This window comes from Streptomyces sp. NPDC026206, assembly GCF_040638465.1.
Lineage (GTDB): Bacteria > Actinomycetota > Actinomycetes > Streptomycetales > Streptomycetaceae > Streptomyces.
Window position 1 is genome coordinate 180,717 of record NZ_JBEZYL010000001.1, and the last position, 17,686, is coordinate 198,402.

The window sequence follows — 17,686 nt, forward strand, 5'->3', positions numbered from 1 at the left end:
CCTCACCTTCGAAGACGAGAAAGGCTCGAGCGGCGCCGTGGTGCGTCCTCGGGCGGCCAGACCTCCCTATGTATGCCCAGCCGGCCAGGGCCTTCTCTTCAGGCTCGAGTGCCTGCCGGGCCGGGACCCGGTGGCCCACTCGCCGGGTTGCCCCACCTACACACGCGGGCGGCAGGGGGCCGCGATTGCCGACACTGGCGGTGGTTGGACCGTCAAGAAGGCCGCCTCTAAGCCTGACGGAGGTTTCTGGGGTGCCGTGGAGACCCTCGAGACAGGCCACGAGTCGGCCGACTGCACTACCAAAGTCACTCTCACCGGCCTCAGCGTAAAGGCGGCTTTCGTCAGAGCCCGGACGAAACCCTTAGTGCCGGGATAAACAGCCGACGGTGTTTACTCAGGCGAGCGCGCCAATGGCGCTATCCCCCTGGCCAACCAACTGTGACCAACCGCGTAGTTAGTCGTAAATCAAATCGTCCGAGGGAGATAGAAATGGCCGACGAGATGGTCCGCAAGGCGCAGCGGTTCGTGAACACGACGTACGGTAATTCCATCGGCATGAAGGTGGACGAGGACGGACGGACGGGCTGGAACACCATGTTCGCTCTCACTCGTGCACTGCAGTACGAATTGGGTATACCGACACTATCAAACAGCTTTGGCCCCACCACCCTGTCCGCGTTGACTGCGAAGTATCCCAGGCTGAGCGACGACACCATGCCGTCGGCGAACTTATGCCGCCTCATCCAGTCCGGCCTGTACTGCAAGGGCTATGACGGAGGTGACTTCGACGGAAAGTACAACTCACGTGTCCAGTCGGCGGTGATCAAACTCAAGGCGGACATGGGTGTGCAGCACGCGTTACCTGGCAGTGATTTGGTACCCAAGGTGTTCAAAGGTCTCTTGAATATGGACGCCTATCTTACCGTCAACTCCGGATCCGATGCGATACGGAGCGTGCAACAGTGGCTGAACGGCCGCTACGTGCAGCGCCAGGATTTTTACATCATCCCTTGCGACGGTCATAACTCCCGGGACGTATCCAAGTCCATGCTTTTCGCAATCCAATACGAACTGGGTATGGCTGATGGGGCCGCGAACGGTGTGTTCGGCTCGGGCACACAGGCGGGCTTGCGGGATCACACCGTGTACCTGCAGTCGCGGGGCACCTGGGTTTCCCTTTTCTGTGCCGCGATGATCCTCAACAGACGGCCCGTTTCCTTCGCTGGAACCTTCAACGAAGAAATCGCCGTCGCTGTCCGCAACTTCCAGTCGTTCGCAAAGCTCCCGGTGACCGGCAACGGAGATTTCCAAACCTGGGCCTCGCTACTTGTCTCCTACGGCGACCAGACACGCAAGGGCGAGGCGTGTGACGGGGTCACGAAGGTTACGGCGGCACGTGCGGAGGCGCTCAAGGCGGAGGGTATTAAGTACGTCGGCCGATATCTCACCAACCCCAGCACGACGTCGCTGCCAGAGAAAGCGATTCAGCCCGGGGAACTTGATGCAATCGCCGACCACGGCCTGCGCTGCTTCCCGATCTACCAGACCTACGGCCGCGATGCCTCCAGTTTCAACTATCCCGCTGGCAACGCTGCCGGGCTGGCCGCAATCAACGCCGCCGTGGACCACGGGTTCAAGAACGGGACCCGGATATTCTTCGCCGTCGACTTCGACGCCCTCGATCAAGACGTCACCGGGCAGGTCCTACCCCATTTTAAGGGCATTGAGGATGCCATGGCGCTATCCGGGAACCCGTTCGCGGTTGGCGTTTATGGGCCACGTAACGTGTGCACCAGGGTCTCGGAAGCCGGGCACTCGTCGGCAAGTTTCGTTTCCGACATGTCCTCCGGTTTTTCTGGAAACTTCGGATATCCGCTGCCAGCCGACTGGGCGTATGACCAGGTCGTCACCCGTACCGTCGGCTCGGGGGATGGCAGGATTGAGATCGATAACAACATCGCCTCTGGCCGTGACACCGGGCAGAATTCGTTCAACAAGCCGCGTGGCGTTATCCCAGATACGCGCCTTGACTCCTCGGTCGTGACCGCGCTTCAGATGGATGTCGGTAAGTACATGCAGTCGATTGGGTTCCCCAACGATGGCGGCACACATACTCATGACCACTCGAAGTGCTTGCGCACAGCGGTAGTGGACCACGACGAACTCATTACTCGCCTGTCGAACAAGTACTACATGCGTAAGGCGCTGATCCAGACTTCTGCCTACTGGGAGATGCGGCACATCGGCCCCGAGGACTTGGCTCAGGATCTCCGCGTCGAGGCGTACCACAGCGGCATCCCAGGTGGCGTCAGAGACTCTTCTACCGGCATCGCGCAGATAACGGGAAACGCTGCCATCCTTGCTTGGAACTACTGCATCGGCAAGGGCTATGTGAACGGCACAGTCCGTGACCCGGCCAAGGACTCTGACCTTTACACCATGTGGAAGACGATGCGCGATGAGGAGTCTGCACTACTGACTGTCGCACTGATCCATTTATGGGGCGCTGGAGGGAAGCCCGGCGGCAGTAACCCTCCCGGAGGCGAGTCCGTATTGCGCCCCATGGCTCTGGACTACACGGAGAAGGAAACCTTCGAGATCATGCGACGCTACCAGGGCTGGGGCAAGACAGCGGATGGCACCCCGGTGGAAGAGCATGCGACGAAGCGCATGGCCCTCTACCAGATTTTCGAGAAGTACAACGGAATATCACGCAACCTGTAACAGGAGGCTGTAGGTGCCCAACACGGTCACCCTGCTGCTGATCATTCTGGTCGGCTTCATCACCGCATTCAGCCTCGCTGTCTATGGCTTGGCCACCATGCCTCTCCTCAGCATCAGGAGGGCCACCATGGAAGTCGTTCTCCGCAGCCTCGCTGCCCTTGCAGCCTCCGCCGCGATCGGCATGTACGCCTGGGGTGCCCTCCACTTGTCCATGGACGAGACGGCCGCAGATATGGCGTGCAAGGACGCGGTGGGGTCGGCCCGTGCCAGTGACATCGACCGGTACGAAGCGTCCTATATTCCGTTGCGGTTCGGGTGCCATGTGAAATCTGACGGCATTCACTGGGTCACGAGAGACGGATCTACGTGGACTGCCGTTCCCGGCTATGTCAATCCCTCTGTTCTGGTCCTAGTGCTGACTTCCATCACATCTGCCGCCGTTGTGGCGCTTGCACCTAACCGCCGACTCACGGATCATCAAGGACACATCACATGACCCCGATTTCACGGCGCACCATCCTCGCCCGTGCCGTTGCCATCAGTGCCGCCGCCGCTTCCTCCTACCTCCTGTCCTCACCCGCCCAAGCGGCAGGCGTGGATCCGAGCCAACTCCGCAGTGCCCTCGACGAGATGAAAAGTCGGAACGACCACGTTCTGACCGGGAAGCTGTCCGTGAACGGGTGGGAGATGGAAAAGGTCGCAGACAACCGCGGCAACATCTATACCCGCCCGACGCCTGGTGTCCCACTGGATGGCGTCGCGGTGCGCATGGGCGATGTTGAAACCGTCCTCATCCATCTCGTACGTCGCTTCCACTACGAGGTTGACGAACTCCGTAAGGGCGACGTCATCGGCTGGCGATCGCCGATAACCGTGCAGAAGAGGCTACCTGAGTCCAACCAGGCGTCTGGAACTGCGGTGCAAATACGTCCCGGCCACTACCCCGCCGGCGCGCAGGGCGGCTTCTTTCCACAGCAGCAAATTGCGATCCGGGACATCCTCGCCGAACTTGACGGCATCGTCCGTTGGGGCGGTGACGACCGCAAGGTGAACGAAGCCTTGTTCTACATAGACGTCAAGCCCAGTGATGGCCGATTGTCCAAGGTGGCAGGCAGAATCCGCGGGTGGAAGGACGAGCCAGGCCAGGGTGCCGGCGCCCCCGTCGACCTAATGTCGCGTATGCGACGCGAATCTGCCATGGCAATGGAAAGCCGCCAGAGACAGGCGGCGTAGGCCCTGCATCCAGTTCCGTGGGGTCTTGAGGTAGCCCGGGAGATCAGGAACCTGCACGGGATAGGTTGGTGCCCAACTGACGCAGACGCTGTTGGAGAATCCGGTCCTGTGCGTGACGTCGACGCTCTCGTAGCGGGGCGGCTGGCGAAGTTCACGTTCGAGAGGGTCATCGGCGGCATCAAGATCCTTTCGGACAAGGGGCTCGCCCTGCGGTCCGGGCACCGTGGTGCGCAGATCGAGCTCGTTCCGCCCAAGCCTGAATTCCAGGAGACGTGGACCCTGGAATTCCAGTCCGCGATCGACGACGAGTAGGGCACCGAAAGACGTGGGGCGACCGGCAGCCGTACGGCCCGGTCGCCCCATCGCGTCCGCCTGTGACCCCGGCCGCGCCGGCCCGGCACCCCCTCACGCGTCGACCCCTGCCGCCCCGGTTTAGGGTGTACGAACTTTCGAACATGACGGGGGCGTCGCGGATGGAAAAGAAAGCGCGAAAGCGTTTGCGGTCCAGCACGGTCATATTGGGGGGAATGGGTGTGCTTGCCACCGCCCTGACCTCCTGCGGGTCCGAGCCGGACAAGCGTTGCGTCGACCGCAACAGCTACGAGGCGGGCAAGGGCTACAAGGTCCTCGACTCCAAGGCCTGCTCCAAAAAGAACAGCTCCGGCGGAACATCCGGTAACGGCACCTGGTACTACAACTCCGGTAATTCCGGTAATTCCGGCACCCACGCGAACACCGGCACGTTCGACAAGAGCAAGGCCGTCACGCGCGGAGGCTTCGGCTGCTCCTCCTCGTCCGGGCACTCCGGTTCGAGCGGCGGCTGAGGGCCCGGAACGATGCAGCGCCACCGCACCACGCCCCGCCCCGGCTGGCAGGAGACCGTCGAGGAGCAGGGGCTCGTCTACCCGCTCTCCCGCTATCCGGACGGCTCGCTGCGCCCGTACTGGGACGAGAGCGCGTACTACTCCTTCTCCCTCTCCGAGATCGAGGCCCTCGAAGAGGTCGTCGAGGAGCTGCACGCCATGTGCCTGGCCGCGGCCGAGCACATCGTCGTGCGCGACCGCTTCGCCGACCTCGGCATCACCGACCCCCACCTCGCCGCCCTGATCACCGAGTCGTGGCGGCGGCGCGACGAACTTCCCTCGCTCTACGGGCGTTTCGACCTGCGCTACGACGGCACCGGCCCGGCGAAGATGCTGGAGTACAACGCCGACACCCCCACCTCCCTCGTGGAGGCCGCGAGCCCGCAGTGGTTCTGGATGGAGGAGCGCTTCGCGGACGTCCCCCGCGCCGATCAGTGGAATTCCCTCCATGAGCGTCTCGTCGACGCCTGGAAGCGCCAGGCGGCGCTCCTGCCGCCCGGCGCGCCCGTCCACTTCGCCCACTCCGCCGCCGACGAGCTGGGCGAGGACCTGATGACGGTGGCGTATCTGCGTGAGACCGCCGAACAGGCGGGGCTCGCCACCGAGGTCATCTCGATGGAGGACATCGGCTGGGACGCTCTCTCGGGCCGCTTCGTCGACAAGAAGCTCCGGTTCATCCGGGCGTGCTTCAAGCTGTATCCGTGGGAGTGGCTGGTCACCGACGATTTCGGGCCACGGGCCCTGGAGACGCTCGACAACGGCGGCGGTACCGGCTCCACGCTGTGGATCGAGCCCGCGTGGAAGATGCTGCTGTCCAACAAGGCGCTGCTGGCGATCCTGTGGGAGCTGTACCCCGGCCACCCGAACCTGCTGCCCGCCTACCTCGACGGCCCGCGCGAGCTGGCCCGTACGACCGGCTACGTCGCCAAGCCCCTGCTCGGCCGCGAGGGCGCGGGCGTCACCCTGCACCCCGCCGGGGATGCGCCCGCCGTACGGAACGAGCCCTGCTGCTACCAGGAGCTCGCCCCGCTGCCGGACTTCGACGGCAACCACGTCGTGCTCGGCGCGTGGGTGGTCGAGGGCGAGGCGGCGGGTCTGGGCATCCGGGAGTCGGCCGGGCTCGTCACGGACGAGCACGCGCGGTTCGTCCCGCACGTCATTCTGGAACCGGGCGCTCCGGTACGACTCTCCAGGTCAACGTGACGCAGAACACGGGGATTTGGTGGCCGGTTTTCGCGGTCTCTGCCCGACTTGCCGGTCCTCCGGAATCTGACAAACCGTTACCCTCCGTGGTGTCGGCGACGTTGCGTAACCGACGTCGGTCGACGGATTCTCGCGTCAACGGGCCGTGAACGGCCCGGAACCTGGAGAGACACATGCGTCGAAGCATTTCCGCACTCGCCCTGACCGCCGCGCTGGCCGGAGGGGTCGTGTTCACCGCCCTCCCGGCGCAGACGGCCTCCGCGGCCACGGTCACCTGCAACACCGGCGCGATGCGCCACGACATCGCCGCGCTGCGCCAGAAGGCCGCGAAGCTGAAGCAGCTGGGCGAGCCCGAGGCGGCCCGCCGCGCCAACGCGCAGGCGGACGCGCTCCAGCACAGGCTCAACCAGTGCATCAAGGCCGACGAGACCGCGTCGAAGCCCTGGGGCTGATCCCGGCCACCGGCACCGCCCGCCCCGTGCGCGTCCCCGGACGCCCGACGGGGCGGGCGGTGCCCGTTCGGGCCTCGATCAGCCGCTCAGGACCGCCCGCAGCTGGTCCAGGCCCCAGTTCAGGTCCTCCTTGCTGATGACCAGCGGCGGGGCGATGCGGATCGTCGAGCCGTGGGTGTCCTTGACCAGCACCCCGCGCGCCATCAGCCGCTCCGAGATCTCGCGGCCCGTGCCGTGCTCGGGCGCGATGTCGACGCCCGCCCACAGGCCCCGGCCGCGGACCGCCGCCACCGCCCCCGAACCGGCCATCAGGCCCAGTTCGTGGTGGAGGTGCTCGCCCAGTTCGGTGGCCCGCTCCTGGTACTCGCCGGAGCGCAGGATCGCGATGACCTCCAGGGCCACCGCGCACGCCAGCGGGTTGCCCCCGAAGGTGGAGCCGTGCTCGCCGGGGCGGTAGACGCCCAGGACGTCGCGGGAGGAGACCACCGCCGACACCGGCACCACCCCGCCGCCCAGGGCCTTGCCCAGTACGTACATGTCGGGGACGACGCCCTCGTGCTCACAGGCGAAGGTCCGGCCCGTGCGGCCCAGGCCGGACTGGATCTCATCGGCGATGAAGAGGACGTTCCGCTCGCTGGTCAGCCGCCGGACCCCCGCCAGGTAGCCCGGCGGAGGCACGAGGACGCCCGCCTCGCCCTGGATCGGCTCCAGCAGCACGGCCACCGTGTCGTCGTCGACAGCGGCCTCCATAGCCGCCAGGTCGCCGTAGGGGACGATCTCGAAGCCGGGGGTGTACGGGCCGAAGTCCGCGCGCGCCTCCTGGTCGGTGGAGAAGCTGATGATCGTCGTCGTCCGGCCGTGGAAGTTGTTGTCGGCCACCACGATCCTCGCCCGGCCGTCCGGCACGCCCTTGACGCGATAACCCCACTTACGAGCGGTCTTCACGGCCGTCTCGACCGCCTCCGCACCGGTGTTCATCGGCAGCACCATCTCCATGCCGCACAGCTGCGACAGCGCGCCGCAGAACTCCGCGAAGCGGTCGTGGTGGAAGGCGCGCGAGGTGAGGGTCACCCGGTCCAGCTGCTGCTTGGCCGCGTTGATCAGCCGGAGGTTGCCGTGGCCGAAGTTCAGCGCCGAGTACCCGGCGAGCATGTCGAGATAGCGGCGCCCCTCGACATCGGTCAGCCATGCGCCCTGCCCGGTCGCCACCACGACCGGAAGCGGGTGGTAGTTGTGCGCGCTGTGCTCTTCGGCGGCGGAAATGCTGCGTTCCGTGGCGGTCAACGTGTGCTCCGTTCGTGTCGGGGCATGCTGCTGACGCCTTTCTACACCCCGGCCCCGCACCGTAGGCCCGAGTCCGGTTCCGCACCTGAGAGAATGTGTGCATGGCCCTTGATCGTCCGCGCGCTCTCTCCGGTATCCAGCCCACCGCAGGCTCGTTCCACCTCGGGAACTACCTCGGTGCCGTCCGTCAGTACGTGGCCCTGCAGGAGAGTCACGACGCCTTCTACATGGTCGTCGACCTGCACGCGATCACAGTGCCGCAGGACCCGGAGAAGCTGCGCGCCAACACCCGCATCGCGGCCGCACAGCTGCTGGCCGCAGGCCTGGACCCGGACCGCTGCACCCTGTTCGTCCAGAGCCACGTGCCCGAGCACGCGCAGCTCGCCTGGGTGATGAACTGCCTCACGGGGTTCGGCGAGGCGTCCCGGATGACGCAGTTCAAGGACAAGTCGGCCAAGCAGGGCGCGGGCGCGACCACGGTCGGCCTCTTCACCTACCCCGTCCTCCAGGTCGCCGACATCCTCCTCTACCAGGCGAACGCGGTGCCGGTGGGCGAGGACCAGCGCCAGCACATCGAGCTGACGCGTGACCTCGCCGAGCGCTTCAACGGCCGCTTCGGCGACACGTTCACCCTTCCCTCGGCGCACATCGTCCGCGAGACGGCGAAGATCTACGACCTGCAGGACCCGACGGCGAAGATGAGCAAGTCGACGGCGAACCCCAAGGGCCTGGTCAACCTCCTCGACGAGCCCAAGGTCTCGGCGAAGAAGATCAAGAGCGCGGTCACCGACACCGACACGGTCATCCGCTTCGACGCCGAGAAGAAGCCGGGCGTCAGCAACCTCCTCACCATCTACGCCACGCTCACCGGCACCACCGTCGCCGAGCTGGAGCAGAAGTACGAGGGCAAGGGCTACGGCGCGCTGAAGACCGACCTGGCCGAGATCATGGTGGAGTGGGTCACCCCCTTCCGCGCCCGGACGCAGGAATACCTGGACGATCCCGCGACGCTGGACTCGGTCCTGGCCAAGGGCGCCGGGAAGGCCCGCGCCGTCGCCGCCGGGACGCTGGCCCGTGCGTACGACAAGGTGGGCTTCCTGCCTGCGAAGCACTGAGCCATCCGGATACGGTTCGGATGCGTCCGCGCACGTCGGGCCCATGGTCCCGGGCACAGGGGACCAGGTGACCTGGCAGCGGGTGCGGCGCAGCCGTCACACTGACCACGGGGACGTACAGGCGCACAGGAGGGAGAACGCAGTGGGGACCGTAACGCTCGGCGTTTCGATCGCGGTCCCGGAGCCGTACGGCAGCTTCCTCCAGAAGCGCCGCGAGAGCTTCGGCGACCCGCACGCCCACGGCATTCCCACGCACGTCACCCTGCTGCCGCCCACCGAGGCGGACGCCTCGTCACTGCCCGCCATCGAGCGTCACCTGGCCGAGGTCGCCGCGACCGGCAGGCCCTTCCGGATGCGCCTGTGCGGCACCGGCACGTTCCGGCCCCTGTCGCCCGTCGTCTTCGTCAACGTCGTCGAGGGCTCGTCCTCCTGCGCCTGGCTGCAGAAGCGCGTACGGGACGCCTCCGGGCCCGTGGCCCGCGAGCTGCAGTTCCCCTACCACCCGCACGTCACCGTGGCCCACGGCATCGCCGAGGAGGCCATGGACCGGGCCTTCGCGGAGCTCGCGGACTACGAGGCCTCGTGGATGATCAATGGGTTCGCGCTGTATGAGCAGGGGCCCGACGAGGTGTGGCGGCTGGAGCGCGATTTCCCTTTTGGGACGGACGTGACGGAGGCGCCGCCGCCTGAGCAGGCGCCCGGCGTGCCGCGGCAGAGCGGCTTCTCCCCGCTGGCCCGCCCCTTCCCGTAACCGGGTCCCGTAACCGGGCGCTCCGCCCCCGCGCCCCCGCACCCCCGGCCCCCACGCGCCGGACGGGCGGGAAATACGGGTAGACGTCTCGCATGGACTGGCTGACCCGGGTGCCGCTGATCGGACCCTTGACCGTCAAAGCGATGCGCACGCACGCCTGGCGCTCCTACGAGACCCTCGACCGGGTGAAGTGGACCCGCCTGGCCGCCGCGATCACCTTCACCAGCTTCGTCGCGCTCTTCCCCCTGCTGACCCTCGGCGCGGCGGTCGCGGCCGCCCTGCTCACCGAGCAGCAGACAGGGGAGCTGGAGAAGCGGATCAGCGAGCAGCTGCCCGGCATCTCCGGCAGCTTCGACCTGCGCGGCTTCGCCGACAACGCGGGCACCGTCGGCATCGTGGCAGGCGCACTGCTGCTGTTCACCGGCATCAGCTGGGTCGGCTCGCTGCGTGAGTGCCTGCGCGCGGTGTGGGAGGTGGAGGAGGACCCCGGCAACATCTTCCTGCTCAAGCTCAAGGACGCGGCGGTGCTGATGGGCCTGGGCGGGGTCGCGCTGCTGTCGGCCGGCTGCTCGGCGTTCGCCTCGGCGGCCGTGGGCTGGGTCGTCGGCAAGACCGGGCTGGACGGGGTCGGCGAGCTGCTGACGGCGGCGGGCTTCTGCATCGCCGTCCTCGCCGACTTCCTGATGCTGCTCTACGTCCTCTCGCGGCTGCCCGGCGTCTGGCCGGAGCGCCGCAGGCTCGTCGTCGCCGCGCTGACAGGGGCGGTCGGGTTCGAAGTACTCAAGCTGGTACTGAGCGGCTATCTGCGGGGCGTGGCGGCGAAGAGCATGTACGGCGCGTTCGGAACGCCGATCGCGCTGCTGCTGTGGATCAACTTCACGGCGAAGCTGACGCTCTTCTGCGCCGCGTGGACGGCCACCCCCGGTGCGAAGGAGGCGCCGCCCACGCGACACGGTCAGTCGTGAGCGGTCAGTCGTGAGCGGTCAGTCGTCCTTGGGGCGGCGGCGGTCCACCCGCTGCCCCCGCTGCGGCAGCGGATGCCGGCGGTTGACCACGTATCCGGCCACCGCCAGCAGGGCCAGCGCCCCGCCGGTCAGCCCGACCGCCGTCCACATGCCGTCGCCGCCGCCCGTCACCGACGCCTGGCCGTTCCTGCCGGCGTTGCCGCCGCCGGAGAGCCCGCCCGGCTTGTTCGTCCCGCCCGCCGGCGGCACGAGCACGCCGACCGGCTTGACGTGGCCGGCCGCCTCGAAGCCCCAGTCCAGGAGCTTCTGGCTCTCCTTGTAGACCTGGTAGGGCTCCTTGATCTCCGGGTTCATGACCGTGACCAGCAGCTTCTTGCCGTCGTGCTGGGCGACGCCGGTGAAGGTGTTGCCGGCGTTGGTCGTCGAACCGTTCTTCACGCCCGCCATGCCCTTGTACGCGGGCACGCCCTGGCCGGTCAGGAGACGGTTGGTGTTGACGATCTCCTTGGTCTTTCCCGGGTGGTCCTCGTCCGGGAACTGCGTCCGCGCCGTCGAGCAGTACTTGCGGAAGTCCGCCTTCTGCAGTCCGGAGCGCGCGAACAGCGTGAGGTCGTAGGCGCTGGAGACCTGCTCCTCGGCGTCGTAGCCGTCAGGGGTGATCACGTGGGTGTCGCGCGCCTGCAGCGCGTCGGCGTGGGACTGCATGTCCCTGACGGTCTGTGCGACGCCGCCGTTCATCGCGGACAGCACGTGCACCGCGTCGTTGCCCGACTTCAGGAAGACGCCCATCCACATGTCGTGGACGGAGTAGCTCAGGCCCTCCTTCATCCCGACCTGGCTGCTGCCCTCGCCCATGCCCTCCAGATCGGAGGAGCGCACCTTGTGCTGCTGGTTCCCGGGGAACTTCGGCAGCACGGTGTCGGCGAAGAGCATCTTCAGGGTGGACGCGGGCGGCAGCTGCCAGTGCGCGTTGTTCGAGGCCAGGATGTCGCCCGTCTCGGCGTCCGCGACAAGCCAGGAATTGCCGCTGAGGTCCCTGGGCAGCGCCGGCGCGCCCGGGCCCAGCCGGACCTGGACGCCGGGTTTGCCCAGCAGGTCGCCGCCCACCGTGGACATCTTGGCGGGCGGTTGCTTCGGCGGTTTGCCCTTGCCGTCGGCGGCCGGGGTCGCGGCGGGGGAGGGCGGTGCGGCGAGGGCCGGTGCGGCGGTCGCCAGCGGCAGCAGCAGCGAGGCGCCGGCCGCCAGCAAGGTCGCTGAGCGGCGTCCTCGGCGCGTTGCGGAGTAGCGCGCGCGGTGCGCGGAGTACCGCGGGGGGTGTGATGTCGTCGTCGGCACGCTGGTGAACGTACCTCTACGCGCTGTGAACGTTGACGGTGCCTCACGGCGGGCGCCCGTCGAGGACCCGATAGGACCAGTGCGAGAGGCGAAACGCATACTGAAACCCATGGTGAAGTCTTCCGGGGAAGCAGCTCCCCGAACCCCCGCGACCCTCTCGCGTCCCGTGTCGTGGTTCCTGCTCGCCTTCGGCGCCTGGAGCTGGGTCATCTGGGTCACTTTCGTGAAAAATCTATGGAAGGACGGCAGCGGACTGGCCTTCGACGACACGGGTTCCCCCACCGCGTACTTCTGGGTGCATCTGCTGCTCGCGGTGACCTCGTTTCTCCTGGGGACGGCTGTCGGGCTCATCGGGTTGCGTGGCGTGCGGGCGTTGCGTCGTACCTCATAAAGGGACAAGTCCCCGCCCGTCCGCGGAGGGCCGACGATCACTTGGCCGATTCCCGGGACGTACGCACGTTCGCGTGTTTACGGTGATGCGCATCACTGGGCGGGAGGGGCGCGGGGGATGCGTGGTGTCCAATTACGGGGTGCGGTGCGGCGGACGCTGCCGGCGGTGGCCGCGGTGCTGCTGGCGGTGGGTTCCGGCGGCTGCCGGCTCACGGCGGGGGACGGCGACGACGGCCGGCCGGTCAGCGTGGGGACGACCGACACGGTCAGCACGCTCGACCCGGCGGGCGCGTACGACGCGGGCTCCTGGGCGCTGTACGGCAACGTCTATCAGTCACTGCTGACCTTCGGCCCCGGCTCCGCCACCCCGGTGCCGGACGCGGCGCGCCGCTGCGGCTTCCGGGGCGACGACTTACGCACGTACACGTGCGAACTGCGCCCGGGCCTGAGGTTCGCCAACGGGCACGCGCTGACGGCGAAGGACGTGAAGTTCTCCTTCGACCGCATCGTGCGGATCAAGTCCCCGCAGGGCCCGGGCTCACTGCTGGAGACCCTGCGGTCGGTGGAGGCCTCCGCCGACGGGACGACGGTGACCTTCCGGCTGAAGGTGCCGGACGCCACCTTCCCGCTGAAGATCGCCACGGGTGCGGGATCGGTCGTCGACAGCCGGCTCTACCCCGCCGACCGGCTCCGCCGGGGCAACGAGGCGGACGGCTCCGGCCCGTACGTCCTCAAGGACTACCAGCCCGGCGCGAGCGCCGGGCTGGAGCGCAACGAGCACTACACGGGCGCCGTGAAGAAGGTCGGCGCCGATGTGACGGTGCGCTACTTCGCCGACCCGGACCGGATGAGCCAGGCCTGGAAGCGCAGGTCCGTCGAGGTGGCCGCCCGGCAGATGCCGCCCGCCGACGTGGCCGGCCTGTCCTCGTCCGACTCCGCCGTCAGGGTGCACGAGAACGCGGCCGCCAACACCCGCTTCCTGGTCTTCAACCTCCGCGAGGGCTCCCCCGTGCAGCCGCCGGCCGTGCGCCGGGCGATGGCCGCCGTCATCGACCGCCAGGCGATCGCCCGGGACGTCCACCTGCGCACGGTCGAGCCGCTGTACTCCCTCATCCCGCAGGGCCTCACAGGCCACGCCACGTCCTTCTTCGACGCCTACCCGAAGCCGGACCCGGAGCGGGCGAGGCAGCTGCTGCAGAAGGCCGGAGTGGCGGTCCCGGTCGACTTCGGACTCGCCTACTCGCAGGGCGCGGTGACGGAGCAGGAGGCGGCGCTGCTGAAGAAGCAACTGGAGGCGACGGGGCTGTTCCGGGTGACCACGCGGAAGGTCGCCTGGCAGGAGTTCCAGGAGGGCTACGCCCGGGGCGCCTACGACGCCTACTGCGTCAGCTGGGTCGCCGACTTCCCCGACCCCGACACCTTCACCAGCCCGCTGGTCGGCGCAGGCAACGCCTTCCACTCCGGCTACTCCAGCTCCCGTGTGGAGGAGCTCATCCGGGCGACCCAGCAGAACCCGCGGCGCGGCCTGGTGGCCGACGAGATCCGCAGCATCCAGAAGATCGTCGCCGAGGACGTCCCGATGGTCCCGCTGTGGCAGAAGAAGGACTACGTCCTCAGCACGGCCGCGATCTCCGGGACGCAGTACCTCTCGGACGGCACGGGCATCTGGCGGCTGTGGATGCTGGGGCGGATCTGAGGAGGCGGGCCGCACCCGTGGCCTCCACCGGATCGGCCCCGCCCACTGGCCGATGACCCCTCCCATGGTGTCCGCTGGGGACATGGACCGCATGGACCGCATGGACCGCGAGAAGATCCGTCTGCACGGCGCTCAGGAGACCATGCTCGCCACGCTGTACGGCAGGGCGCTGGACTGCCTTTCCCCGCACCCCGTCCTCGGTGACCGCGTGGCCGTCGAGACGGTGCGGCGGATCGACTACGACTTCCGCCGGACGGGGATCGGGAGGACCGACGCGGGCGGCGTCGCACTGCGGGCCAAGCAGCTGGACGACTGGACCGTCGAGTTCCTGGCCGGTCACGGGTGGTCGGCCACGGTGCTGCACCTGGCGGCCGGGCTGGACAGCAGGGTCCACCGGATCGCCCCGCCGCCGACCGTGCGCTGGATGGACGTCGACCTGCCCGAAGTCATCGCTCTGCGCGAGCGGCTGCTGCCGCGCCCCACGGGCGGCGACTACCGGGCTGTTTCCGCCTCGGTCACGGACAGCGCGTGGCTCGGCGAAGTGCCCGCCGACCGGCCGACCGTGGCCGTCTTCGAGGGCCTGTCGATGTATCTGCGCAAGGACGACGGCAAGCGGCTCGTCCAGAGGATCGCGGGCCGCTTTCCCAGCGGCCAGCTGCTCTTCGACAGCTTCAGCACTCTCGGCATCAGGCTGCAGAAGCTGGTGACACCCGTCCGGCACGCGGGGGCGACGCTGTACTGGGGCATCGACGATCCGTACGAGCTGGAGAGCTGGCACCCGGAGCTGTGCTGCCTCGACGTGCTGCGGGGCGTCGACCTGCCGGGCGTACGCGGGCTGCCGCCCCTGGGGCGGGTGGCCTTCCGGGCCATGTCCCGCACACCGGGCGTGCGGGACATGGGGCGGATCCTGCGCTACGCGTTTTAGGGCTGTTTTAGGGCGTGTCCGACGGGTCGCATGACCATTACCACTGGTGCCGAGTTCCGGGTGCGGCCGCGGGGCAACGCTCACGGGCAGAGCTGCTACCGATGCGCCCCCACAGCACGAAACAGCCGACGACGCACTCTTTCACGCCGAGACCACAGCGATGGTTGTACCCGTGTCCTGCACGTCGTCCCGGGGTTCGGCAGCAGAGTGAAACAGTCGGTCGGCCTGGGAGGTGCGCCGGTAGTAGACACGGTGTGCTTCGCGGGTTCGCGTCAGAAAGCCGGCGCGGTGCAGGCGGACGAGATGGTAGGAGGCCGTGGAGGTGCTCATGAAGTGGCGGTGAGCAAGTTCCGTCGTGGTTCTGGGTGTTTCCAGGTCGTGCAGCAGGGAGAGACGTGAAGGGCCGATGATGTCGGCGAGTGATTTTTCCCGGGGTCGGGCGGTGTGCGGTCCGTCGGCCCGAGTGGTTTCGACGGGCTCGGGGCGGGCCGGGTAGATCAGGTAGGGCCCGCGCTCGTCCCATGGGTCCACACTCAGCAGCCAGCTCGCTGCCAGGCTTGAGGGGAACAGCGTGACGCCCTTGCTGGTGGTCGTGCTGATCTGTCTGCGATCGGCGAGGACCAGGGTGGCTGACCGGTACGTGACGGTCGGGTGCAGTGAGCCGAGGGCCTGGGCAAGACCGGCCGTGGCGCAGGCCATTGCTCGTTGTTCGATGTCGGCCTCGGCTCGTGCGCGCAACCCGGGCCAGACAGGGGCGAGGCGGCTTTCGGCGCCGGCACCGCCGTCGGGCACCTGCGCTGTCTCGAAAAGCCGGCACATCTGTCGGCCCACGACCTCGGCCCGTGTGGTGGCGACACGGTGCAGTTCCGCACCGATGTCAGGCATCGCTCCGGGTGGGGTACCGGGCGTCATGAAGTCCGGCGTGTAAGAGCCGATCTGCGCGCGCAGTGCAGGGATCAGGCGTTGCTCGCGCATGGCGAGGAATCGACCGACGTCGTGTGGCATGGGACCGGCGTGGAGGCCCGCATCCGGGGCGGCCACGGGGTGCAGTGCGGCAGCTGCTTGCATGAGCGGTGACACCACGAAGCGGGTGGACGCCAAGGCGTCAGCGCCCATCGAGATCGCTATCAACGTCACTGCCCGTCGGCCACTCACTGCTGATGACCAGCACAGTCTGCCACCGCGGAGAGAAACATTCGAGCGTCCTCGGATCACCTCGCGACCCGCGCGCCAGGGGCTTAACTTCATCAGCGAATGTCTCGACGTTGCACAGCCTCGCCGACCCCGAGCCCGACCCGGATCCTCGGCCATGAGCCCCAGGTCCTCGGCCCAACGCTGTGTACGCACGAGCAAGGTCGATGGGAAGGAGCCGGACGTGGCCAAGTGGCTGCGGGGGGCCGCAGTGTGTGCGGTGCTGACGACGGCGCTGACCGCCTGTGGAGGCGGAGATGACGGCGGTGGCTACGGTGAGGACATCCCCGGGGGAACAGCTCAGGGCGGGCTGAAGTCCGCACCCCTGCTCAGCAGTACCCAGCAAGTGAGTCAGGCGGTGCCCAGCCCGGTCAGCCTTGGTGGGAACTGGCGGCTGACGAGCACGCCCAAGGCTGACAGCGCTGAGGCAGCGGGCGCATGCCGGAAGAAATCGGGGACGGCCTGCACTGGGGTGATGGCCAGAGGTCACAGGAAGTTCATTCGGGACATGGAAGGCCGGGGAGCCGTCTTCGCGGAGTTCGAGATGTACGCGTTCGACAACCCGGAGAACGCGAAGGTGGCCTCCAAAGCGCTGCACACCGCGGTGCGCGGACATGCCTCAGGCGATGTCACCGACGTGAAGGTGAACTCAGGAGCTGACGAGGCTGACTCCTTCCGTCACTCCTACGGCACTCTGACGATGATGCGAGTCGGTGGCGTCGTCGTTGAGGCCGAGGTGCGAAGCAGCGACAAGATCGACCTCACCGACGAACTCACGAAACTCGCCAGGCTTCAGGTCGAGCGGATCAAGAAGGTCGCCGCAGGTAAGAACCCTGACGCCTGACCTCTTCCCCTGGGCAGTGTCCGGCAGGTCCCGTACAGTGCTGGCCCGGCTTGATGTCCTTCGGCAGCAACGGCTGAGGCGGTGATCCGGCAGTCAAACTGTTGGGGGCTCACAGTGCTTCTCGTGCGCTCGGGGGAGCCTTCCGGACGCCCCTTGCGGTGCGGTGCGCGGACTATGGGTGGGGAATGCTGCCAGTCAACTCGCCCCATGCGCCAACACGCGCACACCTTTGGGAGGCATGCCATGAACCGTGTTCGCGGGTTCATCGCCATCATTGCGGCAAGTGCCCTTCCTGCGTTGGGAAGCATCGTGCTGGCTACTCCCGCTCAGGCAGACCCGCCTCCGCCGCCTAAGCTCGCAACCGTCGGTGGCGTCGACGCCGTCAGGGGCGTCAGCAGTACCGTCAACACCCTGCCTAAGGTCGGTGTCGACGCCAAGGCCCTCACCGGCAACGGCGTCGGTAGCCTCCCTAAGGTCGGTGTCGACCCCAAGGGCCTCACCAATCCCGCCGGTAGCGTCCCTCCCGTCGGTGGCGCCAACGCTGTCAAGGGCGTCGGCAATACGGTCGGCAGCCTCGGCGGTACCGTCAGTGGAGTCGGCGGTACCGTCGGTGGAGTCGGCGGTATCCTCGGCGGCGGCAAGCCGTCATAGATAGCCTCTTCGGCTGACAACGTGCTCGTGACCGTGGGGTCATGAACAGCCCTGGGGCGCGTCT

18 protein-coding genes are annotated in these 17,686 nt (G+C 67.6%); 15 read left to right on the forward strand and 3 right to left on the reverse strand.

Annotated features, from left to right (window positions below; translation table 11 throughout):
• The first annotated feature begins 489 nt into the window (after window positions 1–489).
• The 7 genes from AB0F13_RS00815 to AB0F13_RS00845 all read left to right on the forward strand — a co-directional run bounded on the left by AB0F13_RS00815 (window position 490) and on the right by AB0F13_RS00845 (window position 6,475).
• Window positions 490–2,724: a glycoside hydrolase domain-containing protein gene (locus AB0F13_RS00815; protein WP_362072945.1), complete on the forward strand. Its 2,235-nt coding sequence runs from the start codon at window positions 490–492 to the stop codon at window positions 2,722–2,724.
• A gap of 13 nt (window positions 2,725–2,737) precedes the next feature.
• A complete protein-coding gene (locus AB0F13_RS00820) occupies window positions 2,738–3,220 on the forward strand; it encodes a hypothetical protein (protein ID WP_362072948.1) in 483 nt (160 codons plus the stop codon).
• Window positions 3,217–3,957 carry a hypothetical protein gene (locus AB0F13_RS00825; protein WP_362072952.1) on the forward strand — a complete coding sequence of 247 codons (741 nt, stop codon included), beginning with the start codon at window positions 3,217–3,219 and terminating at the stop codon, window positions 3,955–3,957. The genes AB0F13_RS00820 and AB0F13_RS00825 overlap by 4 nt, the downstream gene beginning before the upstream one ends.
• A 108-nt stretch (window positions 3,958–4,065) precedes the next feature.
• The gene (locus AB0F13_RS00830) at window positions 4,066–4,269 is read left to right on the forward strand and encodes a hypothetical protein (protein ID WP_362072955.1); all 204 of its coding nucleotides are present in this window, start codon (window positions 4,066–4,068) and stop codon (window positions 4,267–4,269) included.
• A 161-nt stretch (window positions 4,270–4,430) separates the two neighbouring features.
• Window positions 4,431–4,781, forward strand: a complete 351-nt coding sequence (locus AB0F13_RS00835) for a hypothetical protein (RefSeq protein ID WP_362072958.1) — start codon at window positions 4,431–4,433, stop codon at window positions 4,779–4,781.
• 12 nt (window positions 4,782–4,793) lie between these two features.
• Entirely contained in the window at window positions 4,794–6,023 is a 1,230-nt protein-coding gene (locus tag AB0F13_RS00840; RefSeq protein WP_362072961.1) for a glutathionylspermidine synthase family protein, read from the forward strand.
• 173 nt (window positions 6,024–6,196) lie between these two features.
• Entirely contained in the window at window positions 6,197–6,475 is a 279-nt protein-coding gene (locus tag AB0F13_RS00845) for a hypothetical protein (protein WP_362072964.1), read from the forward strand.
• 78 nt (window positions 6,476–6,553) lie between these two features.
• Here AB0F13_RS00845 and rocD read toward each other — a convergent pair whose 3' ends face one another.
• A complete protein-coding gene (gene rocD, locus AB0F13_RS00850) occupies window positions 6,554–7,759 on the reverse strand; it encodes an ornithine--oxo-acid transaminase (protein ID WP_362072967.1) in 1,206 nt (401 codons plus the stop codon).
• A 101-nt stretch (window positions 7,760–7,860) separates the two neighbouring features.
• Here rocD and trpS point away from each other — a divergent pair, with 101 nt between their 5' ends.
• The 3 genes from trpS (at window position 7,861) to AB0F13_RS00865 (ending at window position 10,590) form a co-directional block, all read left to right on the forward strand.
• Window positions 7,861–8,874, forward strand: a complete 1,014-nt coding sequence (gene trpS, locus AB0F13_RS00855; protein WP_362072970.1) for a tryptophan--tRNA ligase — start codon at window positions 7,861–7,863, stop codon at window positions 8,872–8,874.
• Window positions 8,875–9,016: 142 nt separating this feature from the next.
• Complete coding sequence (locus AB0F13_RS00860; RefSeq protein ID WP_362072973.1) at window positions 9,017–9,625, forward strand: 2'-5' RNA ligase family protein; 609 nt, start codon at window positions 9,017–9,019, stop codon at window positions 9,623–9,625.
• Between the two features lie 92 nt (window positions 9,626–9,717).
• Window positions 9,718–10,590, forward strand: coding sequence for a YihY/virulence factor BrkB family protein (locus AB0F13_RS00865; protein ID WP_362072976.1), 873 nt, complete (start codon window positions 9,718–9,720; stop codon window positions 10,588–10,590).
• Between the two features lie 18 nt (window positions 10,591–10,608).
• On the opposite strand, the gene AB0F13_RS00870 is transcribed toward AB0F13_RS00865, so the two are convergent.
• The gene (locus AB0F13_RS00870; RefSeq protein ID WP_362072979.1) at window positions 10,609–11,838 is read right to left on the reverse strand and encodes a D-alanyl-D-alanine carboxypeptidase; all 1,230 of its coding nucleotides are present in this window, start codon (window positions 11,836–11,838) and stop codon (window positions 10,609–10,611) included.
• Between the two features lie 196 nt (window positions 11,839–12,034).
• Here AB0F13_RS00870 and AB0F13_RS00875 point away from each other — a divergent pair, with 196 nt between their 5' ends.
• The 3 genes from AB0F13_RS00875 (at window position 12,035) to AB0F13_RS00885 (ending at window position 14,936) form a co-directional block, all read left to right on the forward strand.
• Entirely contained in the window at window positions 12,035–12,316 is a 282-nt protein-coding gene (locus AB0F13_RS00875; protein ID WP_362072982.1) for a hypothetical protein, read from the forward strand.
• Window positions 12,317–12,433: 117 nt separating this feature from the next.
• Window positions 12,434–14,011 (forward strand): ABC transporter substrate-binding protein, encoded by a 1,578-nt coding sequence (locus tag AB0F13_RS00880; protein ID WP_362072985.1) that lies wholly within the window; start codon window positions 12,434–12,436, stop codon window positions 14,009–14,011.
• A gap of 64 nt (window positions 14,012–14,075) precedes the next feature.
• Window positions 14,076–14,936: a class I SAM-dependent methyltransferase gene (locus AB0F13_RS00885; protein WP_362072988.1), complete on the forward strand. Its 861-nt coding sequence runs from the start codon at window positions 14,076–14,078 to the stop codon at window positions 14,934–14,936.
• A gap of 141 nt (window positions 14,937–15,077) precedes the next feature.
• Here the strand turns inward: AB0F13_RS00885 and AB0F13_RS00890 are convergent, their stop codons facing one another.
• A complete protein-coding gene (locus AB0F13_RS00890) occupies window positions 15,078–15,941 on the reverse strand; it encodes a hypothetical protein (RefSeq protein ID WP_362072991.1) in 864 nt (287 codons plus the stop codon).
• A 370-nt stretch (window positions 15,942–16,311) separates the two neighbouring features.
• On the opposite strand from AB0F13_RS00890, the gene AB0F13_RS00895 reads away from it, so the two are divergent.
• Window positions 16,312–16,971 (forward strand): hypothetical protein, encoded by a 660-nt coding sequence (locus tag AB0F13_RS00895; RefSeq protein WP_362072994.1) that lies wholly within the window; start codon window positions 16,312–16,314, stop codon window positions 16,969–16,971.
• 243 nt (window positions 16,972–17,214) lie between these two features.
• Entirely contained in the window at window positions 17,215–17,622 is a 408-nt protein-coding gene (locus AB0F13_RS00900; protein ID WP_362072997.1) for a hypothetical protein, read from the forward strand.
• Window positions 17,623–17,686 lie beyond the last annotated feature (64 nt).